We start from the raw sequence: 25,920 nt of genomic DNA, 5'->3' as shown, positions 1-25,920 counted from the left end.
TACCATCGGGTCATCGCATTGGGAACGTTGCGCCGTAGCCGCATCCGGCTCGGCCGCCACCTCCTCCCTCCCTTCCCCCTTGCAGGCGGAGGCAGGGTGTCGGCACGGCGCCGCGTTCCCAATGCGGGAGACGAAGGAGAAACGAATCAGAAAAGGAGAGGAGGGGCATATGGCGAAACTATCTTTGACTCGCCGCAGCTTCCTGAAGGCGTCCGCTATGGCGGGTGCCGCCGCGACCGTAGGGTTCGCGGCTGCGCCGTCCGCGGCTCTGGCCGAGGGCGCCGACCCGACGGCCGGCGAAGTGAAGCGCATCCGCTCGTGCTGCCGCGCGTGCGGCAAGGTTGAGTGCGGCACGTGGGTCACCGTTCAGGACAACAAGGTGATCAAGGTCGAGGGCGATGAGTCCAACGCTCACAGCCGCGGCCACTGCTGCGCGAAGTCTCAGTCGTCGATGCTCGCACTGTACCACCCCGATCGTCTGCGCTACTGCCTGAAGCGCACGAACCCCAAGGGCGAGGACGATCCCGGTTGGGTCCGCATTTCCCTGGCCGATGCGTTCGATGAGGCCGGCGCCAAGTTCAACGAGATCGTGGAGAAATACGGCGGAGAGGCCAACTTCGCCATGGGCGGTACGTCCCGCGTGTGGGCGCAGCCCCCGTACGGCACGCTGAAGTCCATCTTCCCGACCCCGAACGCCCACCTGGCGTACGAGATCTGCAAGGGCCCGCGCCACTTCGCCGGCATCCTGACCGACGAGATCGGCTCGCCCTGGATGGAAGTCGAGCAGGGTCCGTTGGTGTACGTGCAGTGGGGCACCGCTGCCGAGTACTCCAATTACGACTCCACGAACCGTACAGTCGTGGACTGCTCGCAGCGCGCTTATAAGCATATATTGGTAGACCCGCGCATGACGCCGCTGGGAAAGGAAGCCGACCTGTGGCTGCCGCTGCGCGTCGGCACCGACCTGTGCCTTTCCCTGACCTGGCTCAAGTGGATCCTGGACAACGAGGCCTACGACGACCTGTTCGTCCGCCGTTGGACCAACGCCCCGTTCCTGTGGAACCCCGAGAAGGACGGCCGCACGAAGAAGGGCTGGTTCCAGGAGATGAACGGCGGCGTGGATATGGAATCCCGTATCCTGACCGAGGCCGACGTCGACCGCGAGTGGATCAGCCAGTGGTGGGAGCCGGCGGACGAGAAGTACAGCTATCGCCGCTTCATCTGCTGGGACGAGAACAACGACAAGCCCACCTACTGGGATGCCGAGGCGTGCCAGTGGGAAGGCGAGAAGCATAAGATCCCGACGACCGGCACCTGGATCGAGCATCCGTACAAGCCGATCATCGCCGACGCATGGCTGCCCGACCCGTCTCACTTCGCCGACCCGGCCGACCCGTCCTACGACGCGTACTGGAACGAGGGCAACGAGGGCGGCAAGAAGTCCAATCCCATGGGCCTGCCGAAGAACCCCGCGCTGTTCCCCGGCGGTGTCGACATCAAGTTGAAGAACGGCACCACCATCAAGGCCGGCACCGTTTGGGAGGCCTTCTCCGACAGCCTGTCCGAGTACACGCCCGAGTACTGCGAGAGCGTGACCGAGGTCCCCGCCGAGAAGATCGTCGAGGCCGTGAAGATCTACACCACGCGCCTGAACCCCCTGCACGGCAACGGTGGCATCCACTACCAGCTGGCTCCCGACCAGACGGGCCACGCGGTGCAGAACTCCCGCGCCCTGCAGCTGATCGCCTGCATCACCGGCAACTCCGACGATCCCGCCGGCAATCGCGGCTCCTCCAAGGCCGAGGTCGACGGCTGCTGCGGCCGCGCGAACATGAAGGTCACCGACCATGCTCCTCAGGACTGGGGCATCCGCGAGGGCGTGGGCACCATGGAGCTGGGCAACACCCCGCGCGACCTGTCCATCGAGGACCAGGTGCCGCTGATCCAGGACTTCGTGCAGCACCTCATCGACGTGAAGTCCCCGTTGGCCGAGCGCTATGGCAACCACGTGCCTTCCGCCGAGGAGGCTCGCTGGATCGCCGAGCGCAAGGGCGGCGCCTATAAGAGCTCCCGTACATGGCCGGGCCTGAAGACTAGCTTCGACAGCAACGCCAAGCAGATCTCCGCAGAGCGCTTCCCGCTGCTTCGCTACTGGAACCGCTGGGCCGATTCCGCGACCATCTGGGACTCCATCAACGGCATCGACACCCCGTATCAGATCCACGGCGGCGTGTGCATGTCCGGCGACTTCATGAACGAGTCCAACCTGCTTGAGGCCTGGGAGGCCCTGACCCGCCTGGACTTCTGGCTGGACTTCAACCTGTGGAGCTGCCCGAACAACGGCTGCGCCGACATCGTCATCCCCGTCCTGCACTGGCTCGAGGTCAACACCGGCCGCGTGTCCCAGGGCGCCGGCGGCATCTTCGGCGCAGGTCAGCGCGCCGTCGAGCCGATGGGCGACTGCATCTACGACCCGGTCGCCGTCATCTGCCTGTACCTGGGCATGGCGAAGGCGGTCTCGGGCAAGGAGCATCCGACCCGTGCCGACATCCCTGCCGACCGCAGCGCCGTGATCTGGAACGACCGCGACCTGAACTACGACGGCTGGAACAACCTGGACTACAACGAGTTCGTGCAGATGGGCGGCAGCATCACCTACGAGCAGCAGGAGTACCGCGTGCTCAAGGACGCTACCGACTGGTGGCGCATCGAGGAGTTCAAGGACAAGGAGAGCAAGCCCGAGCAGGTCATCCCGGCGTTCCCGAGCTACGCCGACGCCGAGAAGCCCGCGCAGGCCATCAACGACGTGGCGGGCCCGGACTTCCCCGAGTACGCCGCGAAGTTCCAGGAAGAGGGCTGGTTCGACTGCCGCAAGTGGCATCCCGAGCGTTGGGGCACGTATCGTCGCTGGGAGATGGGTTACCGTCGCCAGCAGGGCGGCTACAACCTGTATTCCGCCGTCGACGAGAAGTGCGGCTTCATGACCCCGACCGCCAAGGTCGAGGTGTGGTCCACCATCGCCGAGACCTACATCCCGGACACCACCAAGACGTTCGCGGAGAGCTGCAGCCCGGACCGTGCCGCCTATGACGGGAAGATTCCCGACATCGACAAGTTCCCGCACTGGTTCGAGCCGAAGAACTCCAAGGTCGAGGCCCCGCGCTACTACCACAAGGACCAGGCGGACCAGATCGCCACGACGGACTCCTACATCAACGACAACTACAAGGGCGATCATCTGATGGAGGAGTATAAGGAGAACCTGCAGAAGTACGGCGACGACCATGCGTTCATCATGACCACCGGTTCCCGTCAGCCCGTGTACTTCCACTCCGAGCACCGTCAGCTGCCCTGGTGCCGCGAGCTGTGGCCGTCCCCGCGCGTCGAGATCAACCCGAAGGATGCCGCGCGCATGGGCATCGAGCAGGGCGACTGGGTGTGGATCCGCACCCCGTGGGGCGCGGTTCGCGAGGTCGCCGACCTGTACTACGGCATCAAGGAGGGCACCATCAACGCCAACCATGCCTGGTGGTACCCCGAGATGGATACCGCAAGCCACGGCTTCGAGCTGGTCGGCATCAACTGCTGCATGGACAAGTACGCCCAGTGCTGGGTGTGCGGCGCCTCGCAGCTGCGCGGCATCCCGGCGCTCATCTACAAGGCCACGGCGGAGAACTCCCCGTTCAAGAACCCGGTGCCGTGCGATCCGCAGGGCAACCCCGCCATCACGAACGCCAACGACCCGCGTCTGAGGGAATGGCTGTCCAACGACCCGCGCCTTGCCGACGCCAAGGTGGAGCTGACCTTCGCCAACATGGACGCGAAGGGCTGCCAGCCGTCCATCCAATCCCCGGAGGCCCTGGCCACCGGCAAGCTGTCCAAGGGCGAGCGCGGAAGCGATGCCCTCGGCCAGTACAGCAATAAAGGCCAGCTGAGCGACAAGCTCGGCTCTTACAAATAAGGAAAGGAGGTAACAACCCATGGCAAATTACGCGATCATCACCGACCTGAACCGTTGCACCGGCTGCTTGGCCTGCACGGTCGCCTGCAAGGCGATCAACGGCGTCGACGTCGGCAACTTCTGGATCAAGACGCTGCGCATCGGTCCGCACCCCATCGAGGGCGGCTCGGGCGATTTCCCGGACGTGGAGATGTACTTCCTTCCGGTCCAGTGCCAGCACTGCAAGAACCCCGAGTGCGTGCGCGTGTGCCCGACCGGCGCGTCCCACATCCGCGAGGACGGCACCGTGCAGATCGACAAGTCCAAGTGCATCGGCTGCCGCTTCTGTGCCCTGGCCTGCCCTTATGGCGTGCGTTACCTCAATGAGGAGGAGCGCGTCGTCGAGAAGTGCACCATGTGCGAGCAGCGCATCAGCCAAGGCGAGCTGCCGCAGTGCGTGGCCCAGTGCGGCGCCCGCGCCCGCTTCTTCGGCGACCTTGACAAAGGCGTCGACAACTTCGAGGGCCCGGCGCATCCGGACAGCCCCGGCTGCCAGTACGACGAGATGACCAAGACCCGCGTCAAGCTCAAGGACTACGTCGAGGCGTACAAGGAAAGCGATATCCATCATCTCAAGGACGCAGGCAACAAGCCCAAGCTGATGTACCTGCTCCGCGAGGGCCGAAAGTGGAGGGAGTAGACTCATGAATCCGGAATGGCCTCTAATCCTCTTCACCTTCTTCCTGTGCCTGTCCGGCGGCATCTTGGGCGCACAGGGCCTGCTCACCGTGCTCGGCAAGGGCAAGAAGATGCAGAACGTGGCGCTCATCGCCGCGCTGGCGACGCTTGTGATCGGCGGCATCTGCGTGTTCATGCACCTGCAGCATTGGGAGCGCATCTTCAACGCGTTCGGTGCGCTGCTCGCCGGTAACGGCTACGGCGTGTCCGGCATCACCCTCGAGCTGTGGGGTTGCGTCGTGGAGTTCATCGCGATCGCGCTGTTCTTCCTGTTCGCCCGCCGCGCCGAGGACGGCGTCGCCCCGAAGTGGGCCGGCATCCTGGCCATCATCGTGGGCCTGGCGCTTCCCATGGTCACCGGCGACTCCTATCTGATGTCGTCGCTGCCCACGTGGGATACCCCGCTTCTGATCGTGTACTACCTGACGAACACGGTCTTCATGGGCGGCCTGGCCGCGCTTGTGATCGCCGGTCTCACCGGCGACGTTGAAGCCCGCGACCTCATGGTCAAGACCGCCCTGGTCGGCGCCGTGGCCCAGCTGGTCATCGTGCTGGTGTACGCGATCATGATCAACGGCTCCGCCGCCACGTACTCCGCCGACATCGCGTTCTACTTCGACCCGACGCTGCCCGACGTGCCTATGGTCGACCGCGCCGCCGTCGTCGGTAGCCTGCTCGCCGGCTCCAACGCCGTGATGTTCTGGCTGGGCGCCATCATCGTCGGCATCATCGCTCCGGCCGCCATCCTGTGGCTCGGCAAGGGCAAGGATGGCCAGCAGCTGGCCATCTACGCCGGCGGTGCAGGCGTGTGCTGCATCATCGGCGGCATCATCTGGCGCGTGCTCCTGTACTCGGCAGCGATGCATATCTTCGCCCTGTTCTAGGGAGCGAAGGGCGCAAGGCCGGTTCTGGTCGGCCGGCCTTGCGGGCGAGTCGGCGGCGAAACGCCTGCTCGCAAGCTGAAAAGGCGTGTTGGAGGGGGCTTACCTGAACGCCCCGCTTTCGGCAACGGAAGCCCCCTCATATACGCGTTTTCTAACAGCCCCGACCGGGGCTTTCGCGCATAGGATGAGGAATCGGAAAAGACAAGGAGAGGGGTCTTCATGAGCGAGGAGAAGAAGGAGGGCGCGCAGGCCGCCGCCCCGCAGGACGTCGGCGCAGCTGCCGATGCGGCGCCCGCGCAGCCCGCTGCGAAGAAGGCGAAGGAGCCGATGAGCGTCTCGCGCCGCTCGCTGCTCATCGGCGTGGGCAGCACGGCAGCGCTGCTGGGATTGGGCGCCCTGCGCTATGCCGGGCACGTGCCGTTGAACCGCCCGCCGGGAGGCCAGGACGAGGCGCACCTGGTCAGCGCCTGCATCCGTTGCGAGAAATGCTACGAGGCGTGCCCACGCCACGTCATCAAGCCGGCCAAGATCGAGGACGGCCTCCTGGGGATGCGCAGCCCCCAACTTGACTTCAGCGCCGATTACTGCGACTTCTGCGCCGAGGAGAACGGCGGCGTGCCGCTGTGCGTGGCATCGTGTCCCACCGAGGCGCTGCAGCTTCCCGCCGGCGCAGATGCGCGCAGCATCATCATCGGTCTGGCCGAGATCGACCGCAAGACGTGCCTGGCGTTCCGCGACACGGGCTGCCATTTCTGCTTCGACGCTTGCCGCGATGCCGGTTACGACGCCATCCAGCTCGATGGCAACGGCTACAGCCCGCGCCCGTACGTGATCGAGGACAAGTGCGTCGGCTGCGGCGCTTGTGAGAGCGTGTGCGTGTCGTTGCAGCAGGGCTCCATCGTCGCGGGAGCCACCGAGCGCGCTATCGTCGTCCGTCCCGCGTCCTCGTTGTAAGGGGGGTTGTCATGAAATTGAGCAAGATCCGCACCATCGTGGCGGCCGCCGTGTTCTGCGTTCTGGCCGTGGGCCTGATCGCGGGCATCAACATGGGCACGCTGTCCGGCTTCGGATTCGATTCTTTCAGCGCGCTGTGCCCGCTCGGCGCCATCACCACCATGTTGGCTACCAAGACCTTGGTTCCGCGCGCCGTGTTCAGCATCATCATCATGGCGCTGCTGGTGTTCCTGTTCGGCCGCGCGTTCTGCGGCTGGATCTGCCCTGTGCCCGTGCTGGGAAAGCTGCGCGCGTTCTTCCGTTCGCCGAAGAAGCGCCGCGAGCTGGAGCAGGCGAAGCACGACGAGGCGCTCGATATCGCCAAGTTCGAGCTGGGCTGCGGCGGGAAGGGCGGCTGCGAGAGCTGCAGCGCCTGCAAGCAGCAGCGCACTAAGCTGGATTCGCGCCATTATGTGCTGGGCGGCGCGCTGCTGTCCACGGCCATCTTCGGTTTCCCGGTGTTCTGTCTGGTTTGCCCCATCGGTTTGACCTTCGCCACCGTGCTGGTGTTCTGGCGCCTGTTCGCCAACGCGGACATGACCGTGGCCGTGGTCCTCATCCCGTTGATGCTGATCATCGAGCTGGTGTTCCTGCGCAAATGGTGCACGCGCTTCTGCCCCATGGCCGGCCTCATGAACCTGATGGGCCGTTTCAGCCGTACGTTCAAGCCCGTTATCGACGACGCGAAGTGCCTGGAGACGTCGAAGGTCACGGCATGCAGCCGCTGCGCGATGGTGTGCGAGGCCGACATCAACCTGCGCCATCCCGACTACGGCGAGCGTACGCTGGCGGACTGCACGCGCTGCAACGCCTGCGTGGACGCCTGCCCGGCAAACGCCATCACCATGCCGGTGGTCGCGAAGCGCGGGCAGGATGTGAAGCTGGCCCCTAACGAGAGATAACCGATTCGAGAGGCAAGCGCCCCTTGTGCATCCTCTTCGCGCCAAGGGGCGCTCTGCCGATTGCCGTGTGTTGGCGATCCCCCTCCCTCCAATATGCGGCGATATCCGCCCCGGGCCTCATCGGCCCGGGGCGGTTCTTGTAGGCCGCGTTTCGGGTCCCCTTTCCCGGTACGCGGTTTCCGCCCCGGGCTTTCCCCCATCGGCCTGGGGGTTGTTTTGTCTGGGTGGGTGTCGGGGTTCCCTTGCTCCGACGCGCGCCGTCCGCCCCGGGCCTTCGCTGACGCCGGCGGTTTTCTTTGTGGGAAAGTCCGCAGCGAAGCGGGGATGTGGCTAGAATACGTTGCGTACCACGGGTAAGCGTGCCCAAGCCGTGCATTCGCGCTTCCGCGCCGCACGCGCCAGTTTTCCGGGGTTCCAGAAACACAATCGATATGCAGGGGTTTGCCCGACGCGGGCCTTTGGGTTTTGCGCGCGCGTGCTCCGGGCGGGGTTTCGCTTGCCGCTTGCGTTTTCGCGGCGGGATGACTGTACGGTCGAAGCGCGGTCCGCGCGCTTTCCCGGTGCATCGGCGCGGTCGGCTTCCAGCCAGCTTCCCATGCAAGCGGGCAGCGCTGGCACCGCCTTTCGCCATTGCGTTCGATTGTCCGGTCGATGCGCGTGAAAGGATGCGGAATGCAAGGGAAATCGCTGGTCATGTTGCTGGTCGTTCTATACGCCAGCGCGTTTTTGGCGGGGTTCAACGAGAACCTGGTGAACATGGCGCTCATGTCCATCATGGGCGAGTATGGCGTCGATTCGGTTGCGGCGCAATGGCTGGTCACGGGCTATATGATCGTGGCGACCATCGTGGTCATGTGCATGGCGTTCATGTACCGCCGCTTCAAGCTGCGCCCTCTGTACTTCGCCGCCGCGGCGTTCACGCTGATCGGCTCGGTCATGGGGTTGTTCGCTACAAGCTTCGAGCCGCTCATGGCGGCGCGCTTGGTGCAGGCGGCGGGCTCGGGCATCTTCATCCCGCTCATGATGAACACGGCGCTGGTGGTTGCGCCGAAGCGCAAGCTGGGAACGTTCCTTGCCATCGGCGGCTGCGTGATCACCTTCGGCCCCGCCTTGGCCCCGACGGTGTGCGGCGCGCTGGTCACCTCGTTCGGCTGGCATAGCGTCTTCGCGGTGCCCCTTGTCGCCATGGCGGTGCTTACCTTGATGGCGTTGTTCGCGGTCAAGAATATGGGCTTCTCCCCTGCTCACCTGGATATCCCGTCGACGGTGTTCTCGGCGGCGTTCCTCTGCGCGCTGAGCCTGGGGCTCGTCGAGCTGACCATCGATGTTCCGCTTGCAGTCGGGTCGCTTGCGGCGGCGGCGGTCACGGCGGCGCTGTTCGTGCTGCGCCAGCTGCGCTGCGAGCATCCGCTCATCGACCTAACGCCTATGAAAAGCCGCGCGTTCTGGCCGTCGGTGGTGCTGACCACCATCGCCATGATGGGCAGCTTCAGCATGAGCGTGCTGCTGCCGCTGTACCTGGAGGGCGGCACGGGCCTGACTGCGTTCGCGGCCGGCCTGCTGATGCTGGTCCCGGTGCTGGCGAACGCGGGCACTACGCTTCTGGGCGGCCGCATCATGGATGCCCGCGGCGAGTGGCCGCTGCTCCCGGCGGGTTTCGCAGCGATCGCCGCGGGCTTCGCCCTGATGGCGGCGCTGGCGCCTACGTTGTCGCTGCCGGCTGCGTTCGTTGCGGCGTTGCTGATCATGGGAGGCACCGGCTTCATCTTCTCGCCCTCACAGACGGCGGGCCTGCGTACCCTGCCTCAGGAAATGAACCCGTTCGGGGTCGCCATCTCCACCACGTTCGTGCAGATCGCGGCCTGTATCGGCCCTTCGCTGTACGCGGGCATCATGTCCACTGCCCAGGCGGGAGCCCTGGCGGCCGGTGCGGACGCGGCGCTTGCGACCGCGCAAGGCTTCTCGATCGCCATGGTGGTGGCCGCGTGCATCGCCGCGGCAGGTTGTGCACTCGCGCTGGTTTATTCGCGTGCCGCGGTGAAACGCGATGCGAAACGCGCACGAAGCATGTAAAATAGACGTAAGCGAATCTGCGGCGTGCCTTCACGGGCGCGCCGCTTTAGCGTTAACACACGAAGAGAAACGAGCGCAACCCATGGCTATCACCGGCAAGCAGGTCCGTCAGCTGCGCAGCATGGCGAACAACTTGAAGCCCACCGTCATCGTCGGCAAGGAAGGCGTCACCGCCAACATCCTCAAGCAGGTCAACGAGGGCCTTGAGGCCCACGAGCTCATCAAGGTCAGCGTGCTGTGCGAAACGGGCAGCCAGGCCGCCGAGGCCGGTCGCGAGATCGCCGATCGGGCCGAGGCCGAGCTGGTGCAGGTCATCGGCAAGCGCGTGGTGCTCTACCGCGAGACCACCCGCGACGACATCGAGAAGATCCAGCTGGTCAAGTAGGTAAGCAAGCAAGCAAGCTTTCTAGCAACGTCGCGCGGCTTTCGGCCGCGTAAAGCAGATCGGGCCCCGGCAAACGCCGGGGTCCGATCTGCGTTTGAGGGCGGAGGTGCGGCGCCGCCGCGTCGCGCAGGCCGGGCTCGTCGTGTCAGTCGGAATTGGTGCGACGCGGCTGCGCCGACCGCAATCCGTCACGCCCCCGCTACGGCGTATCGGCCGCGCTCCGGCGTTGTGCCCCCGCTCTGGGAGCGCGCGATGCGAAAAACCGTCGGTTTTGGTCGCTGGCGGTCAAAACGGACGGTTTTTCGCGGTCTCGTAAGTGAGAAATGGACGATTTTGCCGGTTGTTCGCGTATGGGCTTTCCGGTAGCGCAAATAATCGCGTGTTTTGGCCTTGAGGCTGCGAAGAATCGTCAATTTTGACCACGGCTGGACAAGATTGACGATTCTTCGCAGCGGGAACTCGCTGCCCGGCTCGGCTACTGATCTGGGAATTTGGTACTCGGTTTGGATAATGCCACGGGAACTTGGTACTCGGCTTGGCTAGCATTCCGAAGTCCGATGGTCGGCTCGATTAACGCTCCGGAGCCCGGTTTTCGTCCTGGCGTGCGCTGGGGGGGTGGTGCCACGGTGGTGTCCTCCGATCGGTAGGCGGATCGGAAGCCCCTCCCTTCGACACCTACATTACCCGGCCGTGGCCCCGGGCCCGGCAGTTTCCTATCAGTCGTTCGGAGCGGCGAGCGTCCTCGGTGGCAGCACCCCTTCCCGGGGCCCTCGAGGGGCAGGGGCACATGGATATCCGGGGACGCCCGATCGGCGGCTCTTTGGGGCTTGGCCAAACTGTAGGCCATGCGCCGAATGCTCGCCACCGAAGTTCATCGGCGGCTTATCTCGGACTGCAATGAGCGTGACCCTCGCTCTGGTGCCGTGCCCCCGTTACGGCGTTTCGGCATCGCTCTGGTGCCGCGCCTTCCGGTTCTGGGCGGTTATCCCGCCGCGACGCCGCGGTTCGCGCCGCCCTGTGCTGGCGCAGACTGCGGCGACCCTCCAGGTATCGACCCCCCGGGTTCTGGGCGGTTTTGCAGGAAAACGGGCTCGAATTTGACGCCCTTCCGGGGTTCTGGGCGGTTATTTCGGTTCCTCGCCGCGATTCGCGTCGATGTCTACGGTATAACCCCAGGTCAGAAGCATTCACATCGTCGGTGCCCTGTTCCGCAGCCTGCGAAACCGCCCAGAACTTAGCTCGGGCGTTATGTCGGACCTCGGACCGCGCTAAAAACGGCGTGATGGGCCTACGAAACCGCCCAGAACTTTGCTCGTGCGTTCGGCCGCCGAGCGCTGGATGAACATCGTGTAGCCCGCGAAACCACCCAGAACTCTGCTCGGGCGTTACCAGAGCACGTGTAAGGGATGCCGACGATAGCCTACGACACCGCCTAGAACCCCGCTCTTGCGTTAGCTGCGAGATTCTTTAGCGTGTCCTGCCGGATATGCACACATCGTCGAGATGTGCCGTCTACTTCAGGCACCTGCACAGCCATTGGTTGCCGGTGTTGGCGGCGTGGGGGCAGCCGATGCAGGTGGGCGCATCGCAGAGCTGCGCGCTCTCGGGCGCGCCGCAGAAATCCCGCAGGTCAAGCGCGGGGTTGGCGATTTCGGGCTGCGCCCCGACGGTGATGCCTTCCGCCGCATCCGCTTCCGCCACGTTCGCGTCCCCCACATCGCGAACGCACCTCCGTCCCCCGTTCGCGCTCGCCGAGCTCGCTTCCGCCGAGTCTGCCAGCTGCATCGCGTGCACTACCATGCTGGCGAACTGGCGCATGCCCAGATTCGTGGGGTGCGTGCCCTCAAGCGAGTCATAGTCGCGACCGAACGCTCGCACGTCGGCGACGCGGCAGCCTTCGGCCGCAGCAGCCTCGCGGATGGCGGCGTTGTATTCGTCCAGATGACGACCGCGCAGACGGTAGCAGAACTCGGGATGGTCAATGCCATGCGTGCGACCGGGCAGCAGCGTGATGCAATACACCGCGGCATTAGGGGCGGCCGCGCGGATGTTGCGCAACATGGTTCGGTATGCCGCGCCGAAATGTTCCACGGCGTCGGCGGGCGCGGCGCCGGCTATCTGCTCGGGAACGCTTTCCGGATCGATGCAGCGCGGCATGGCGTGGCTGCGGCCGGCGGCCTGCGCCTCGGCGCCACCCCAGCCGTAGTCGTTGATGCCGATGAACACGAGCACCGCATCCGGTGCCTGGCCGTCGGGTCCCAGCAGGGCGGCTGCGCGTTCGGGGCTGCTGGCGGCGGGGAAGCCCGCGCCCTCGACCATGCTGCCTGACCAGGCGCTATCGGCAAGCACGGTTCCGCCGAGCCCACGCACCGCGTGCGACCACCACGTGTCCTCGGGGCGCAGCACTCCGGATCGCTCCAAGCGCTCGTCGTTGTAGAACAGCGTGTAGCCATCGGGCACGCACCCCTCGAAGGTGCTGATGGAATCGCCCATGATGGAGAACGTTTTCGCGGGCATGCCCGACCGCCTTCCTTACGTCATTCGTAATCGCGTCCCGGCGTCGCGCGTCAGGCTGCTTTCGTCCAGTAGCACATGGTAGCAAAACCTCGCGCAGGCTCTGTTAACAGTCTATGTAAGGTCGAATCCCGGGCGGACCTTCCCGGCTCATCCAGTCCTTCGCCCGCGCCGCCTTCGCCATCAGGATAACCCCAGGTGAACCGCATAAAAACTTGTGTGCAACCAGTGAATGTCGCAGTCTGTTCTCTTGACGTTGTACGTAAAACGTTGTACAATAATACGAACCACGCACTCACACAAGTTGCGCCGGCGGAGCCCGGAGCAACGCTGGTAATCGCTGCGGGGAGCAAAGGCCGGTCAAGCGGCCGTCCGCCCGTTTCCCCGTGCAGCGAAGCGGGACGATCGGAGGTTGCAATGGGCGAGGCAATGGTCACCGGCCGCATGGCGCCCGGCAAGAAGCGCCGCGGCGGTCTTGTGCTGCAGCGGGAAGGCCTCACGGCCTCCCAGGCCATCAACCGCATGTACGACAAGCTCATCGAGAACGGCGACGCGTCGTTTCTCACGGGCATCGTGGCGGCGGAGGACGAAGCGGCCTGGGATAACGCCGTGGAGTTCGTCGATTCCCTCTCCGAACCCGTATCCGGCGGCACATCCGATGTCGCCGATGAAGCGCCCTCGGCGCTGGTCGACAGCGCTTTCGAGCACGGCGACCTGCCGCCCGACGGCCCGGACCTTGCGGCCATCGCCCGCGCCGCGCGATTCTCCTCGCGGGGGGTGATCTAGCATGCCTCAGGCCCGTGTCCTGCTTGGTACCGAAGTCGTCATGGACTTCATGAACGAGCGCCAACCGTTCTACCATCAAACGCGCATGCTCATGGTGGCCGGCCGCGTGGGCGAGTTCGACCTGTGGGTCACCGCCCCGCAGGTGGTCGACCTCGTCTACCTGCTCTCCGAGGGCGGCAAGCCCGAGCTGCTGCCGCGCGCCATGGAGCGCATCCGCGGCCTGCGCACCTTCGTGCAGGTGGCGGATTTCACCGCGGCCAACGTCGACCGCATGCTGGCCTCGTCGGGGCAAAACCCAGAAGGCCAGCTCATGGTCAACGCCGCCATCGACCTGCGGGCGGACTTCCTGCTCACGCACGAACCGGACGGCCTAGGAAACGGCCTGGTCAAGGTCACGAACGTGTCGGGCATGTTCGAATGGCTGTGCGAGAACCGCGATCTGGACTACACGCAAATCGAGATTTAGCGAAGCCTTCCCGCTGTCACCTTCCTGTCACTTGACACTCCCAAGTGCCAGACTACAATCGAAATTAGCACTCAAGCTGTGAGACTGCTAACGCGCCCCGCATCTGCGGGGCGTTTCATTCGCCGGGGCATGCACGGCCTGGCGCCCCGTCTGCGGGCGGGCGCCGCAAGCCTGCGTTTCACCAGGTGGACGAAACGTCCCCGCACCGCGCGGCCGGTCCCTCAGCATCGAAGCACGAACGGAAAGGAAGCGCCGCACATGCGCAAGTTCAAGACAGAGAGCAAGAAGCTGCTCGACCTGATGATCAACTCCATCTACACCAATCGCGAGATCTTCCTGCGCGAGCTCATCTCCAACGCATCGGACGCCGTCGACAAGCTGTACTTCAAAAGCCTCACCGACTCCAGCATCCAGCTGACGAAGGACCAGCTCGGCATCGACGTCGCCTTCGACAAGGACGCCCGCACCATCACCGTGTCCGACAACGGCATCGGCATGACGCAGGAGGACCTGGACCGCAACCTGGGCACCATCGCCCATTCCGATTCCATGGCCTTCAAGCAGGAGAACGCCGAGCAGCAAGGCGATGACGTCGATATCATCGGCCAGTTCGGCGTGGGCTTCTACAGCGCGTTCATGGTGGCGAAGTCCGTGCGCGTGGTGTCGAAGGCCTACGGCAGCGCCCAGGCTTGGGCCTGGGAATCCGACGGCGTCGAGGGCTACACCATCGAGGAGGCCCAGCGCGAGGGCAACGGCACCGACATCATCCTGACCCTCAAGGACAACACCGATGAGGAGAACTTCGACCAGTTCCTCAGCGAGTACGGCCTGAAGGACCTCATCAAGCGTTACAGCAACTACGTGCGCTACCCCGTGCGCATGGAGGTTTCGAAGTCCCGCCAGAAGCCCAAGCCCGAGGACGCCGGCGACGACTACAAGCCCGAGTACGAGCAGTACACCGAGGTCGAGACCATCAACTCCATGGTGCCGATCTGGAAGCGCAGCAAGTCCGACGTACAACAGGAAGAGTACAACGAGTTCTACAAGCAGACCTTCCACGACTTCACCGATCCGGCGGCCACGTTCTCCATCCACGCCGAGGGAGCGCTGTCCTACGACGCGTTGCTGTTCATCCCCGGCCGTGCACCGTACGACCTGTACAGCAAGGACTACAAGAAGGGCCTGGAGCTGTACAGCTCCAACGTGCTGATCATGGAGAAGTGCGAGGACCTGCTGCCCGACCACTACAACTTCGTCCGCGGCGTCGTGGACAGCCAGGACCTCACGCTCAATATCTCGCGTGAGACGCTGCAGCAGAACAACCAGCTGCACGCCATCGCCCGCAAGGTGGAGAAGAAGGTCACGAGCGAGCTGAAGAAGATGCTGAAGAACGATCGCGCCGCTTATGAGAAGTTCTTCGAGGACTTCGGCCGAGGCCTGGAGTACGGCATCTACACCAGCTACGGCATGCTCAAAGACGAGCTGGCCGACCTGCTGCTGTTCTACAGCGCCAAGGAGCAGAAGACGGTCACGCTGGCCGAGTACCTCGAGGCCATGCCCGCCGACCAGAAGTCCATCTACTACGCCGCCGGCGACAGCATTGACCGCCTGGCGAAGCTGCCCATCGTGAACACGGTGCTCGGCAAGGGCTACGACGTGCTGCTGTGCACGAAGGACGTCGACGAGTTCTGCTTCCAGGCCATGATGACCTATGGTCCCGAGGCCGAGCAGGACGCCGAGGGCAAGGACATCGAGGGAACCGGCCCCAAGGAGCTCAAGAACGTGGCGTCGGGCGACCTGGACTTCGCCTCCGAGGAGGAGAAGAAGGAGGCCGAGGAAGCCGAAAAGGACAACGAGGCCCTGCTCAACGCCATGAAGGAGCAGCTCGGCGACGCGGTCACGAAGGTGGCCGTGTCCACGCGCCTGACCGATGCGCCGTCCGCCGTCACCACCGAAGGCCCCGTGTCGCTTGAGATGGAGCGCCTCATGTCGCAGATGCCCGACGGCATGGGCGAGGTGAAATCGCAGCGCGTGCTCGAGCTGAACGCGAAGCACCCGGTGTTCCAGGTGCTCAAGGACGCCCAGTCCGCCGGCGACGCCGAGAAGGTGAAGCTCTACACCGAGATCCTGTACGATCAGGCGCTCATCGTCGAGGGCATGCCCATCGCCGACCCGGTCGCCTACGCGAACGCGGTCACGAAGCTGATGGCCTAAGCGGCCGTTTGCGGCACGCGGCACGCGGTCCGGGAACGCCTGCGCAACCCGGCGGCGCGCGGGCTCGCCGTCCCGAGCGGCACGTCCTCGCCGCCCGCCACCTGCCGAAACCCATTCCGAATGTGAAGCCTGCCGGCCCTCAACAGGGCCGGCAGGCTTTTTGTATTATGATGTTCACGCTATGCAGAAGAGCATCCACGACATATTGCAGATGATCGAAACGCCGCTTATCAGCTTCACGGTGGTGGTGCTGAGCTGCGTGTGCTTCCTGCTGTCGCTGTGGATCATCATGATCTTGGTTAGGCTCGTGGTGGGATGAGCTCGCAACGGCACATCTCGCGCGCCGGGCGGCGGGGGTAGGCACCGCTATGTGGCAGCGCTTCACGTGGTATGACGTCAGGGTCATCGGCCATTATCTGGGCATGTTGGTACTTTTCTCGTCCGTGGCGCTTGTCGCGCCGCTGGCCACCGCCATCGTGTTCTGCGAATGGATCCCTGCAAGCCATTACCTTCTTTCCATAGGGCTATCGCTCATCGTCGGCTCGGCGTTGCGCTTCCTGCGCATCGAACCCGGGCGCCTAAACCGCCAACAGGCGTTGGTGGTCACGGGTCTAGCGTGGGTGGTCCTGGCGTTCATGGCCGCCATCCCGCTGTATCTTTCGGGTCATTACAACACGTTTCTCGATGCCATGTTCGACAGCGTCTCCGGCATCACCACCACGGGCGTCGGCATCATCTCCGACCTTGACCACCTTTCCTGTGCCGATAGCATGTGGCGCTTTGTCACGATCTTGCTTGGTGGCTTGGGCCTGGTAGTGGTGGCGTTGTCGTTCGGTCTGTTCGGCAAGCGCTCGGGCGCCAGCCTATATATGTCCGAGGGCCGCAGCGAGCACGTGGTCCCCAACATCGTGCAAACCGCCCAGTTCATCGCAAAGCTGTCGCTGGGCTTCATCTGCGTGGGAACCGCCGTGTTGGCCGTCATGTGCGCGTTCGCCGGCATGGAGGCGTCGCGCGCGTTTCTCAACGGCCTATGGTTGGCCATCTCCAGCTTCTGCACCGGCGGCTTCGCGCCCATGAGCACGTCCATCCTGTACTACCATTCGTTCCCCATCGAAATGGTGCTCATGCTCCTCATGATCATCGGATCGGTGAACTTCGTGCTGCATGCCGAGCTGTGGAAGGGGCACCTGAACGTGTACTTCCGCGACATGGAGATCCGCACCATGTTCATCTGGATCGCCGTGATGACCTTGGTGTTCGCCGCGTCGGTCTCGGCAAGCTCTGATTTCTCGAACCTGGCCACCATGATGCGCCGCGGCGTGTTCATGATCGTATCGGCGTTCTCCACCACGGGCCTCCAAAACGTCACCACCAACCAGTTGACCACGTCGTTGACCTCGGGCGCGTTCCTGGTCATCGCCGCGCTCATGTGCGTGGGCGGCGGCGCCGGATCAACGTCGGGCGGTATCAAGTTCAGCCGCATGGGCCTGATCATCAAGTCGCTCGTGGCCACGGTGAAGGAGACGCTGGCGCCCGACTCGGCGCGCGTGGTGGTGTCGTACTACCACCTGGGAAGGCGTATCCTGTCGCCTGAAGTTGTCAAGCAGGCCATGACCGTGTTCGTGCTGTACGTGGTCACCTACGCCGTGGGCGCGCTCGTGGGCATCGCGCACGGCTACGACGCCACGCAGTCCATCTTCGAATCGGTGGCCATGGCCTCCAACGGCGGCATCTCGTCGGGCGTATGCTCCCAGGGCATGCCCGCGTCGCTCGAGCTGTTCTACATGCTGGAGATGTGGGCCGGCCGTCTGGAGTTTCTCACGTTGATCGCGCTCATCGTCGAGGTTGTGGTGACGCTCGACCCTCGCAGAGTGGTGAAGAGCAGGCTGGTGAGGCGCTCATGATGCGGAAAGGAATGGCCGCCGCGGCGTTGGCCTTTGCGCTGATGCTCCCCGTGTTCGCGTGCCCGCAGGCAGCCTTCGCCGACGAGCCAGCTGAAGGCGACAATGCCGTCAACGTCACGCAGCTGCCCGACAGCTCGTTCATCTACGACACGTCCATCACGGACCTGAGCACTGCCGACACCTATTACGACAAGCAGACGGTGCAGGTCACCGGCGAGGTGGTGGGCGATCGCATCACCGCCGGCGACGGCCGCCATTGCTGGCTGCAGCTGGCATCGCCCTCCGATTCGTCCACGGTGTCCGTTTACCTTACCAACGAGTCCGCCGACAAGGTGGACACGTACGGCGCCTATGGCCGCAAGGGCACCACGCTGCAGGTGCGCGGCACGTTCAACCTGGCGTGCCCCGACCACGACGGCGCATCCGATCTGCATGCGCAGGTGGTGACGGTCACGGAGAAGGGTAAGGCCACCCCCGACGAGTTCGACATCAACGCGTTCATCCCGGGCATGGTGACCGTCATGATCGGCCTGGCCATGATGGTGGTGTTCTATCTGCTGCGCGAACGCCAGCGATAAGGCTACAAGGAGGAAAGCTTGCAAAGAGCGCAGGTTGTGAAACTTGACCGCGGGTATCCGCTCGTGCGATGCGAGGATGGGCGCCTTGTGCGCTGCGAACACGCAACAGCCCTGGTCAAGGGCGAGAAGGTCCGTGCCGTCATCGGCGATTTCGTCGAGGTGAACGCGCCGGAGGGCCACGACAAGGGCATCATCGAGTCCATCTGCCCGCGTGAGCGCGCCTTCGTGCGCAAGGATCCCACCGAGCGCGCCGTCCCCCAGGTGCTGGCGGCGAACTTCGACCGCGTCATCTTGGCCCAGCCGCTGGCCGAGGTGAACCTGCGCCGTCTGGAGCGCGAGCTGGTGCTGGCGTACGAGACCGGCGCCGCCGTCACGGTGGTGCTCACGAAGGCCGACCTTGCCGAGAGCGAGGAGCAGGTGGAGCAGGTGGCCGATCGCGTCCGCGCGCTGGCGGGCCCCGACGTGCGCACGCTGGTGGTGTCGGACGGCAACGCGGAAAGCGTGGAGGCCGTGCGCGCCCTCATGGCCTCCGGTACCACCACGGTGCTGGTGGGGAAGTCGGGCGTGGGGAAGTCCAGCCTGGTCAACATGCTCGTTGGCGAAGAGGTGCAGGAAACGGGCACGGTGCGCGAGGGCGACGGCAAGGGCCGCCACACCACGGTCAGCCGCGAGATGGTGGCCATCCCCGGCGGCGGGTACGTGGTGGACATGCCCGGCGTGCGCGGCCTGGGGCTGTGGGACGCCGACGCGGGCATCGGCGCGGCGTTCGCCGACATCGAGCAGGCGGCGCAGCAGTGCCGTTTCCGCGACTGCAAGCATGAGAACGAACCGGGTTGCGCCGTGCGTGCCGCCGTCGAATCCGGCGAGATAGCACCTGAGCGTTTCGCCAGCTATCAGGCGCTCAAGCAGGAGACGGCCACGTTGCGCGATCGCCGCGAGGAGGCCCGCCGCATGCGCGGCGAGAAGGCCAGCGACAAGAAGCGCGGCGGCCAGGGCTGGCGTCCCGGCCGCGGTAAGCGCCGCCGCTAGCGTCCGTGGGCGCTAGCGGGGCGGGCGTCCCGGCCGCGAAGGACGTCCGCGTCGCGATGCGCGATCACCGTGGCAAGCGCCGCCGCTAGCACCTGCGACGTCCATGGCGTCTCCATCCGATTGCCGGGCCGTTTCGCGCTCGCTTGCCAAACACGTTACAATATAAGGGTTAACCGAAAGCAACGCGCACGTCGGCGTGCGGCTGCTGCGCCCGGTCCACGGCCGCGGCTCGGCAACCCGCATTCGGCGTAAACGGACCCGAAACAAAGGACGTGCATGAATCCGGTCATCGTAATCCCGACGTTCGTGTCGCCGCGCCGCCGAAAGGATTCCGGCAGCGTGATCGCCACGTACGACCACACCACCCCGCTGAGCAATCCCGGCGAGCTGCCGCGTCTGCTCACGTCTTTGCAGAAGGTTCGCGGCATCGGGCAGATCATCGTGCTGGTCGCCGCCGAGCCCGCCATCTCCGACCAAGCCGCAGAGAAGGTGCAGGACATCGTCTCGCGCTTCCCCAGCCTCAACATCGCCATCATCGGCGCCGACGAGTGCAACCTGGTGCAGCAGCGCATGGAGCAGCTGGGCCTGGGCAAGCTGTCGAAGGAGATCGGCCTTGTCGGCTACGGCGCCATCCGCAACCTGGGCCTGGTGCTCGCCAACGTCATGGGCTTCGACTCCATCGTGTTCCTTGACGACGACGAGGTCATCGACGACGCCGACTTTCTGCAGAAGGGCGTCTACGGCCTGGGCAAGCTCACGCGCAAGGGCGTGCCTATCTTGGCGAAGACCGGCTTCTACCTGAACTCCGAGGGCTCGTACCTGTCGAAAAGCCAGGATAAGTGGTACAACCGCTTCTGGCAGCAGGGTAAAGCCTTCAATAAGTGGATCACGAAGGCCATGCGCGGCCCGCGCCTGTCGCGCAGCAACCACGTGTGCGGCGGCTGTCTGGCCATTCACAAGGAGGCGTTCAAACGCCTTTCGTTCGACCCGTGGGTCGCTCGCGGCGAGGACCTGGACTACATGTTGAACCTGCGCATGTACGGCAGCGACATCTGGTTCGACAACCAGTGGAGCCTGCGCCATCTGCCGCCGGCGTCCACCAGCGAGGGCACGCGCTTCCGCCAGGATATCTACCGCTGGCTCTACGAATATCGCAAGATGGAGTACAGCCGCACGCAGATCGACTTGATGCAGGTCAAGCCGCAATCCCTCGAGCCCTACCCGGGCCCGTTCCTGGAGCCGGGCATCACGAAGCGCATCCGCATCACGGCCATCCTGCGCAGCCTTGCCCGCAAGGACAAGAAGGCGTACCGTCAGGCCGCCAAGGCCGCGCGCACCGAGGCCGTCATGTACGCGCAGCGCAACTGCTCGAAGTACTTCGAGTTCCAGTTCGTATGGCCCGAGCTCATGGCCCGTATGGACAGCGACCAGATCCTGCACACGGCCATCGTGCAGTCCGTGGCGCGTCGTCAAGCGGCGGCGAACATGGCGGCGGCGTTCCCCGTGGCGGGAGCCGGTGCGGGCGTCGATCCGGGCGTGACTAGCGAGATCCGCCTGAACATAGCCGAATAAGGAAGGCGGCGCGGCGCAATGGACGTGTTCGCTGCCTTCATCGCGCCCGCCTTGGCGGGCGTGTTCGTCGGCGTGATGTCGGGGCTTCTCGGCGTGGGTGGCGGCACCATCATGGTGCCCATCTTCCGCCTGGCGTTCGGCATGAGCCCGCTTGCCAGCACGGCGACCAGCCTGTTCGCCATCATTCCCACGTCCATCTCGGGCGTGGTTGCGCATGCCCGTGCGAAAACCTGCGTGCCCAAGCTCGGCCTGGCGCTCGGCGTGGGCGGCGCGGTCATGTCGCCGCTCGGCGTGTGGCTGGCAAGCGTCTCGCCCGGCTGGCTGGTCATCTGTGTGGCAGCGATAGTCATCGGGTTCAGCGCGTTCAAGATGTTCAAGAAGGCCGTGAAGTGCGCGCCCGCGCCCCGCGCGGGCGCCGCTTCCGCCCATTCCGCAAGTCCGAAACCCGTTCCCGACCAGCCGCATCTCTCCCGCAAGCAGTACCTCCAGGGCGCGTGCATCGGCCTGATCGCCGGCCTGGCCTCGGGCTACGTGGGCGTGGGCGGCGGCTTCATCATGGTGCCGCTTATGCTGGCCGTTTTGGACATCCCCATGAGCCTGGCCTCGGGAACGTCGCTCATCGCCATCATGATCTTGGCCATTCCCGGCGTCATCGAGCAGGGCCTGCTCGGCAACATCGAATACCTGGCGGGCATCGCCATCGTGGTGGGCAGCATCCCCGGCGCCCTGGTGGGCGCGCGGCTGGTGCGCGTGGTGCCCGAGCGGCAGCTGCGGTTCATCTTCGGCGGCTTTCTGCTGGTGGCGGCCGTCATGCTCATGCTCAACGAATTCGGTATACTGGGCTGACGCCGCACGCGGGCCTTTTCAGCTTGCCCGTCGTGCCCGATAAGGAAGGAGTCGGCGCATGAACGTCGATATGGAGGACAATCGCGCAAGGCTTCCGCGCTACTTCACGCTCGAGATGCTCATGTCGGTGATGGTGGCGCTATCGGGCCTTGTGCTCATCTGGAACCTGGTATCGCCCGTCGTCAGCGTGTTGGCGCTGTTCATCGCGGGCATGGTGTTCACCCTGGCCATCACCGTGCTCATCCGCCTGCTCATGGACCCCGACTCCGTGCGCGCGCGCCAATCCAGCAACGTGCTGCAGCTGGCAAGCCAAACCCTTGAGGCCATGGGCGAGGAAGGCTTGGACAGCAAATCCGCCCAGCGCATCTGCAGCCTGCTTTTGCCCTCCACCGCGGCCATCGCCGTGGCGATTACCGACGATCGCTTCATCTTGGGTTACGCCGGCTACGAGGAGTCGCACAACCTTTCCGGCAGCGTCATCCGCACGCATGCCACGTACTCCACGCTGGCGGACGGCAAGACGCGCGTGCTGTTCACCCCTGAGGAGATCGGCTTCCCCAAGGGCACCCATGGCATCAACGCCGCCATCATCGTGCCGTTGACCGTGGGCAAGGATGTGAAGGGCACCCTGAAGTTCTACTACCGCCGTGCCAACCACATCAGCGAAACCCAGAAATCCATCGCCACCGGCTTCGGCCAGCTGTTGTCCACGCAGATGGCGGCATCGGCGCTCGAGGAGCAGACGGCCCTGGCCACCAAGATGGAGCTCAAGATGCTCCAAAGCCAGATCAACCCGCACTTCCTGTTCAACACCATCAACACCATCGCATCGTTCACGCGCACCGACCCCGTACGTGCCCGCACGTTGCTGCGCGAGTTCGCGAAGTTCTACCGCAGCACGCTTGAGGATTCCGGCGACCTGATCGAGTTCCGTCGCGAGCTCGAGCAGACGCAGCGCTACTTCATGTTCGAGCTGGCGCGTTTCGGCGAGGACCGCTTGGAGCTGATCTGCAACGTGGAGCCCGAGGTCGAGGACATGATGGTACCGCCGTTCTTGATCCAGCCCCTGGTGGAGAACGCGGTGCGCCACGCCATGCCCTCCGAGGGCAAGCTGACCATCCGCGTGGAGGGCGTGCGCCAGGGCGACGACGTCATCATCTCCGTCATCGACGACGGCAACGGCATGACTCAGGAGGCTTGCAACAACATCCTTCATCCCGGTTCCACGACGGGTTGCGGCATAGCCGTGGGCAACGTGCACGACCGCATCTGCGGGTATTTCGGCGCGGGCACGCATCTGGAAGTGGAAAGCGGGCTGGGTCAGGGCACCACAGTGCGCCTGGTTTTGGTTGAAGGCGCTCTGAGACAGTATTAGGAAACGAAAACGGCCCCGCGGATGCGGGGCCGTTGATTGCGAATGGTGCCCGAGGCGAGAGTCGAACTCGCACGTCTTTCGACAACGGTTTTTGAGACCGCCGCGTCTGCCATTCCGCCACTCGGGCATTGAGCTTTACCATTGTACCGGATGATTCTGGTCCGCACAACAGGAAATGGAGATGACTTCATGGTTGAGAACGCAGCATTAACGGCTATGCCGTCGGACGAGCTGCTCGAGCAGTGCATCGATCGTTACCTTGACGAGCATTGGGAGGATATCGTCGCCGATATCGATAGGCTTGTGCGCATCCCCAGCTTCGAGGACCTTGGCGCAGCGGCCGAGGGCGCGCCGTACGGTCCCGGCCCGCGCAAGGCTCTCAACGCCGCGCTCGCCATGGCGAACGACATGGGCTTCGAGGTTCACGACGACGCCGGCCACGTCGGCTACGCCGATCTTGTCGGAGCCTCCGAAGAGCAGCTGGGCATCATCGGCCACATCGACGTGGTGCCGGCGGGCCCGGGCTGGCATTTCGAGCCGTACCAGGTCACGCGCAAGGACGGCTATTTGCTGGGCCGCGGCGTCATCGACGACAAGGGCCCGAGCGTGGTGGCGCTGCACGCTATGGACCTGTGGCGCCGCATGCAGCTCGACGGCCTGGCGCCGCAGCTTCCCTACACGCTGCGCTTCATCTTCGGCGTGAACGAGGAAACGCGCATGGACGATGTCCATTACTACCGCGCCCATCACGCCGACCCGGCGTTCCTATTCACGCCCGATGCCGAGTTCCCTGTGTGCTACGGCGAGAAGGGCATCTATCACAGCCTTATGACCAGCGCCGATGTGCCCGTTGAGCAGCGTACGGTGATTTCGTTCGAAGGTGGCACGGCGGTGAACGCGGTGCCCGGCCATGCACAGGCGGTGGTGCGCGCGGGGGCGTGCGACCTCCCGGCGGCGCAGGGTATCGAGGTGGAGCTGCTCGATGAGCGCGACGCCGCGACGGCCTTGGAAGCCGCTGGCGCACAGGCTGACACGGTCGGCTGCCGCTTGGCGCGCATCACCGCCACGGGCCGCAGCGCGCACGCGAGCCTGCCGCAGGGCGGTGTGAGCGCCATCGGGCTGCTGATCGGCTACCTGCTGGAGAACGGCCTGGTCGGCGAAGGGGAGCGCGCCTGCTTTGAGGCGGTGGCGCGTATCGCGGCGGCAACGGACGGCAGCACGGTCGACCTTGCCTGCTCCGACGCCGATTTCGGCGAGCTCACCATCGTGGCGGGCCATGCCGCCATGCGGGGCGGTCGCTTCACGCAGACCATCGATGTCCGCTACCCCACCACCATCACGGGCGACGAGGTGCACGCGAAGCTGGAGGCGCTGGCGCAGGCGGCGGGCGGCACGTGCGAGAGGACGCGCGACGACGCGCCGTTTTCGCTCGACCCGCAGGGACCGGCCATCCAAGCGCTGCTGGCCTCATACAACCAGGCAACGGGCGAGGACGCCAGGCCGTTCACCATGGGCGGCGGCACGTATGCGCGCGAGTTCTCCTGCGCGGCAAGCTTCGGCCCCGAGAAGCCGTGGGAGCAGACGCCTGAGTGGGTGGGCGGCATGCACGGTCCCGACGAGGGCGTGGGCGAGCAGCTGCTGAAGGAGGCCTTCCGCATCTATGCGCTCACTATCGGCAAGCTCATGCAGCTCGACTTGTAGGGCAAGCGCGGTCTTGTCAAGCGTGTGTTCGAAAACCACCGTTCACCGCTGAAAACGACCGCTCAAACCCCTAACTCGACCGTTCGCAGCGCAAATTGTTGGGAAAAACGGTCTGCTTTACGTAAGGCAACGCGCCAGCGCATCGCCGTATGCTACACTGCAGGAAGAAATGATTCTCAGATTCGCCATCTGATAAAAGGAAAGCAAGGAGGCCCTACTTATGTTGAAAGCGATGATCGTCGACGACGAGGCCCCTGCGCGCTCCGAACTGAAGTTCCTGCTCGACGAACTGGGTCAAATGGAGGTCGTCGCCGAGGCGGCAAGCGTGCGCGAGGCCATCGAGAAGCTGAAGGAATACCCCTGCGACGTCATGTTCCTTGACGTGAACATGCCCGAGGCAACCGGCCTGCAGCTCGCCGAGGCCCTGCAGCACCTGAAGTTCCCGCCCGCGGTGGTGTTCGTCACCGCTTACAGCGAGTTCGCGCTCGACGCCTTCAAGGTAAACGCCATCGATTACCTGGTGAAGCCGGTCGAAACCGACCGCCTGTCCCAGGCTATCACCCGCGTCCGCGAGCATGTGCAGCTGCATGCGCAGGCCCAGAAGTCCGAGCGCATCCCGGTTGAGAAGGCCGGCAAGAAGATCCTCATCAGCATCGACAAGATTCGCTTCGTCATGGCGCGCGATGACTACGCGTACCTGCAAACCGACACGGACCGCTACTTCAGCACCGTCAGCCTGGCGCAGCTGGAGAAGCGCTTGGACGGACACGGGTTCTTCCGCGTGCATCGCGGTTACCTGGTGAACCTGTCCATGGTCGAGGAGATCGAGCCCGTCGCCGGCGGCACCTTGCTGCTCACGCTCAACGGCGTGGACGAGAAGATCCCCGTCAGCCGCCGCCGCGTCTCCGCGCTGAAGAAGGCCTTGGGCCTGTAAGGAGCAGTTGGTTGAGCTCGGGAATATGAGCCAAGTATCAGGCCGGTGCCGAAAGGCGCCGGCCTTTTTGCCATCGGATACGGAAG

20 protein-coding genes and 1 tRNA gene are annotated in these 25,920 nt (G+C 64.7%); 19 read left to right on the top strand and 2 right to left on the bottom strand.

The annotated features are described in order from the left end of the window. Positions 1–169: 169 nt before the first annotated feature. The 7 genes from DW178_RS08230 to yhbY all read left to right on the top strand — a co-directional run bounded on the left by DW178_RS08230 (position 170) and on the right by yhbY (position 9,915). Positions 170–3,961, top strand: coding sequence for a molybdopterin dinucleotide binding domain-containing protein (locus tag DW178_RS08230; RefSeq protein WP_118350508.1), 3,792 nt, complete (start codon positions 170–172; stop codon positions 3,959–3,961). 19 nt (positions 3,962–3,980) lie between these two features. After that, complete coding sequence (locus DW178_RS08225) at positions 3,981–4,640, top strand: 4Fe-4S dicluster domain-containing protein (RefSeq protein ID WP_118350507.1); 660 nt, start codon at positions 3,981–3,983, stop codon at positions 4,638–4,640. 4 nt (positions 4,641–4,644) lie between these two features. Further along, entirely contained in the window at positions 4,645–5,562 is a 918-nt protein-coding gene (locus tag DW178_RS08220) for a dimethyl sulfoxide reductase anchor subunit family protein (protein ID WP_118350506.1), read from the top strand. A 327-nt stretch (positions 5,563–5,889) separates the two neighbouring features. Then, complete coding sequence (locus DW178_RS08215) at positions 5,890–6,516, top strand: 4Fe-4S dicluster domain-containing protein (RefSeq protein WP_199669274.1); 627 nt, start codon at positions 5,890–5,892, stop codon at positions 6,514–6,516. 11 nt (positions 6,517–6,527) lie between these two features. Beyond that, entirely contained in the window at positions 6,528–7,457 is a 930-nt protein-coding gene (locus DW178_RS08210) for a 4Fe-4S binding protein (protein ID WP_118350504.1), read from the top strand. 672 nt (positions 7,458–8,129) lie between these two features. Then, positions 8,130–9,530, top strand: coding sequence for an MFS transporter (locus DW178_RS08205; RefSeq protein WP_118350503.1), 1,401 nt, complete (start codon positions 8,130–8,132; stop codon positions 9,528–9,530). An 82-nt stretch (positions 9,531–9,612) separates the two neighbouring features. Further along, positions 9,613–9,915 (top strand): ribosome assembly RNA-binding protein YhbY, encoded by a 303-nt coding sequence (gene yhbY / locus DW178_RS08200; RefSeq protein ID WP_118350502.1) that lies wholly within the window; start codon positions 9,613–9,615, stop codon positions 9,913–9,915. Between the two features lie 1,512 nt (positions 9,916–11,427). Here yhbY and DW178_RS08195 read toward each other — a convergent pair. Next, positions 11,428–12,432 carry an SGNH/GDSL hydrolase family protein gene (locus DW178_RS08195; RefSeq protein WP_118350501.1) on the bottom strand — a complete coding sequence of 335 codons (1,005 nt, stop codon included), beginning with the start codon at positions 12,430–12,432 and terminating at the stop codon, positions 11,428–11,430. Positions 12,433–12,846: 414 nt separating this feature from the next. On the opposite strand from DW178_RS08195, the gene DW178_RS08190 reads away from it, so the two are divergent. The 10 genes from DW178_RS08190 (at position 12,847) to DW178_RS08150 (ending at position 23,199) form a co-directional block, all read left to right on the top strand. Beyond that, positions 12,847–13,215, top strand: coding sequence for a hypothetical protein (locus DW178_RS08190; protein WP_118350500.1), 369 nt, complete (start codon positions 12,847–12,849; stop codon positions 13,213–13,215). Position 13,216: 1 nt separating this feature from the next. Then, a complete protein-coding gene (locus DW178_RS08185) occupies positions 13,217–13,681 on the top strand; it encodes a PIN domain-containing protein (RefSeq protein WP_158574115.1) in 465 nt (154 codons plus the stop codon). A gap of 258 nt (positions 13,682–13,939) precedes the next feature. Beyond that, complete coding sequence (gene htpG / locus DW178_RS08180; RefSeq protein WP_118350498.1) at positions 13,940–15,895, top strand: molecular chaperone HtpG; 1,956 nt, start codon at positions 13,940–13,942, stop codon at positions 15,893–15,895. A gap of 181 nt (positions 15,896–16,076) precedes the next feature. Next, a complete protein-coding gene (locus DW178_RS11415) occupies positions 16,077–16,214 on the top strand; it encodes a hypothetical protein (protein WP_199669273.1) in 138 nt (45 codons plus the stop codon). Positions 16,215–16,263: 49 nt separating this feature from the next. Then, positions 16,264–17,799, top strand: coding sequence for a TrkH family potassium uptake protein (locus tag DW178_RS08175; protein WP_118350497.1), 1,536 nt, complete (start codon positions 16,264–16,266; stop codon positions 17,797–17,799). Continuing rightward, positions 17,796–18,377 (top strand): hydrolase, encoded by a 582-nt coding sequence (locus DW178_RS08170; protein WP_147363837.1) that lies wholly within the window; start codon positions 17,796–17,798, stop codon positions 18,375–18,377. The genes DW178_RS08175 and DW178_RS08170 overlap by 4 nt, the downstream gene beginning before the upstream one ends. A gap of 18 nt (positions 18,378–18,395) precedes the next feature. Next, positions 18,396–19,406, top strand: a complete 1,011-nt coding sequence (gene rsgA / locus DW178_RS08165; protein ID WP_118350495.1) for a ribosome small subunit-dependent GTPase A — start codon at positions 18,396–18,398, stop codon at positions 19,404–19,406. Positions 19,407–19,682: 276 nt separating this feature from the next. Then, positions 19,683–20,978 carry a glycosyltransferase family 2 protein gene (locus DW178_RS08160; protein ID WP_042432407.1) on the top strand — a complete coding sequence of 432 codons (1,296 nt, stop codon included), beginning with the start codon at positions 19,683–19,685 and terminating at the stop codon, positions 20,976–20,978. A gap of 18 nt (positions 20,979–20,996) precedes the next feature. Then, the gene (locus DW178_RS08155; protein WP_118350494.1) at positions 20,997–21,824 is read left to right on the top strand and encodes a sulfite exporter TauE/SafE family protein; all 828 of its coding nucleotides are present in this window, start codon (positions 20,997–20,999) and stop codon (positions 21,822–21,824) included. Between the two features lie 58 nt (positions 21,825–21,882). Beyond that, the gene (locus DW178_RS08150) at positions 21,883–23,199 is read left to right on the top strand and encodes a histidine kinase (protein ID WP_118350493.1); all 1,317 of its coding nucleotides are present in this window, start codon (positions 21,883–21,885) and stop codon (positions 23,197–23,199) included. 43 nt (positions 23,200–23,242) lie between these two features. Here the strand turns inward: DW178_RS08150 and DW178_RS08145 are convergent. Continuing rightward, positions 23,243–23,326: transfer RNA gene (locus DW178_RS08145), tRNA-Leu, on the bottom strand. Positions 23,327–23,388: 62 nt separating this feature from the next. Between DW178_RS08145 and DW178_RS08140 the strand changes: the two genes are divergently transcribed. Next, the gene (locus tag DW178_RS08140) at positions 23,389–24,900 is read left to right on the top strand and encodes a Sapep family Mn(2+)-dependent dipeptidase (RefSeq protein WP_286168608.1); all 1,512 of its coding nucleotides are present in this window, start codon (positions 23,389–23,391) and stop codon (positions 24,898–24,900) included. Between the two features lie 220 nt (positions 24,901–25,120). Further along, complete coding sequence (locus tag DW178_RS08135) at positions 25,121–25,834, top strand: LytR/AlgR family response regulator transcription factor (protein WP_118350492.1); 714 nt, start codon at positions 25,121–25,123, stop codon at positions 25,832–25,834. The last annotated feature ends 86 nt before the right edge of the window (positions 25,835–25,920 follow it).

This window comes from Eggerthella sp. AM16-19, from assembly GCF_003474385.1.
In the GTDB taxonomy this organism is placed as follows: domain Bacteria; phylum Actinomycetota; class Coriobacteriia; order Coriobacteriales; family Eggerthellaceae; genus Senegalimassilia.
Note: the sequence above shows the minus strand (reverse complement) of the source record. Positions and strands in the feature narration are given on the sequence as shown.

Bases quoted from the DNA above. Each gene is read 5' to 3' on its own strand.
- DW178_RS08230 (WP_118350508.1), top strand. From the start codon at position 170: ATGGCGAAACTATCTTTGACTCGCCGCAGCTTCCTGAAGGCGTCCGCT.
- DW178_RS08225 (WP_118350507.1), top strand. From the start codon at position 3,981: ATGGCAAATTACGCGATCATCACCGACCTGAACCGTTGCACCGGCTGC.
- DW178_RS08220 (WP_118350506.1), top strand. From the start codon at position 4,645: ATGAATCCGGAATGGCCTCTAATCCTCTTCACCTTCTTCCTGTGCCTG.
- DW178_RS08215 (WP_199669274.1), top strand. From the start codon at position 5,890: ATGAGCGTCTCGCGCCGCTCGCTGCTCATCGGCGTGGGCAGCACGGCA.
- DW178_RS08210 (WP_118350504.1), top strand. From the start codon at position 6,528: ATGAAATTGAGCAAGATCCGCACCATCGTGGCGGCCGCCGTGTTCTGC.
- DW178_RS08205 (WP_118350503.1), top strand. From the start codon at position 8,130: ATGCAAGGGAAATCGCTGGTCATGTTGCTGGTCGTTCTATACGCCAGC.
- yhbY (WP_118350502.1), top strand. From the start codon at position 9,613: ATGGCTATCACCGGCAAGCAGGTCCGTCAGCTGCGCAGCATGGCGAAC.
- DW178_RS08195 (WP_118350501.1), bottom strand. From the start codon at position 12,432: ATGCCCGCGAAAACGTTCTCCATCATGGGCGATTCCATCAGCACCTTC.
- DW178_RS08190 (WP_118350500.1), top strand. From the start codon at position 12,847: ATGGGCGAGGCAATGGTCACCGGCCGCATGGCGCCCGGCAAGAAGCGC.
- DW178_RS08185 (WP_158574115.1), top strand. From the start codon at position 13,217: ATGCCTCAGGCCCGTGTCCTGCTTGGTACCGAAGTCGTCATGGACTTC.
- htpG (WP_118350498.1), top strand. From the start codon at position 13,940: ATGCGCAAGTTCAAGACAGAGAGCAAGAAGCTGCTCGACCTGATGATC.
- DW178_RS11415 (WP_199669273.1), top strand. From the start codon at position 16,077: ATGCAGAAGAGCATCCACGACATATTGCAGATGATCGAAACGCCGCTT.
- DW178_RS08175 (WP_118350497.1), top strand. From the start codon at position 16,264: ATGTGGCAGCGCTTCACGTGGTATGACGTCAGGGTCATCGGCCATTAT.
- DW178_RS08170 (WP_147363837.1), top strand. From the start codon at position 17,796: ATGATGCGGAAAGGAATGGCCGCCGCGGCGTTGGCCTTTGCGCTGATG.
- DW178_RS08160 (WP_042432407.1), top strand. From the start codon at position 19,683: ATGAATCCGGTCATCGTAATCCCGACGTTCGTGTCGCCGCGCCGCCGA.
- DW178_RS08155 (WP_118350494.1), top strand. From the start codon at position 20,997: ATGGACGTGTTCGCTGCCTTCATCGCGCCCGCCTTGGCGGGCGTGTTC.
- DW178_RS08150 (WP_118350493.1), top strand. From the start codon at position 21,883: ATGAACGTCGATATGGAGGACAATCGCGCAAGGCTTCCGCGCTACTTC.
- DW178_RS08140 (WP_286168608.1), top strand. From the start codon at position 23,389: ATGGTTGAGAACGCAGCATTAACGGCTATGCCGTCGGACGAGCTGCTC.
- DW178_RS08135 (WP_118350492.1), top strand. From the start codon at position 25,121: ATGTTGAAAGCGATGATCGTCGACGACGAGGCCCCTGCGCGCTCCGAA.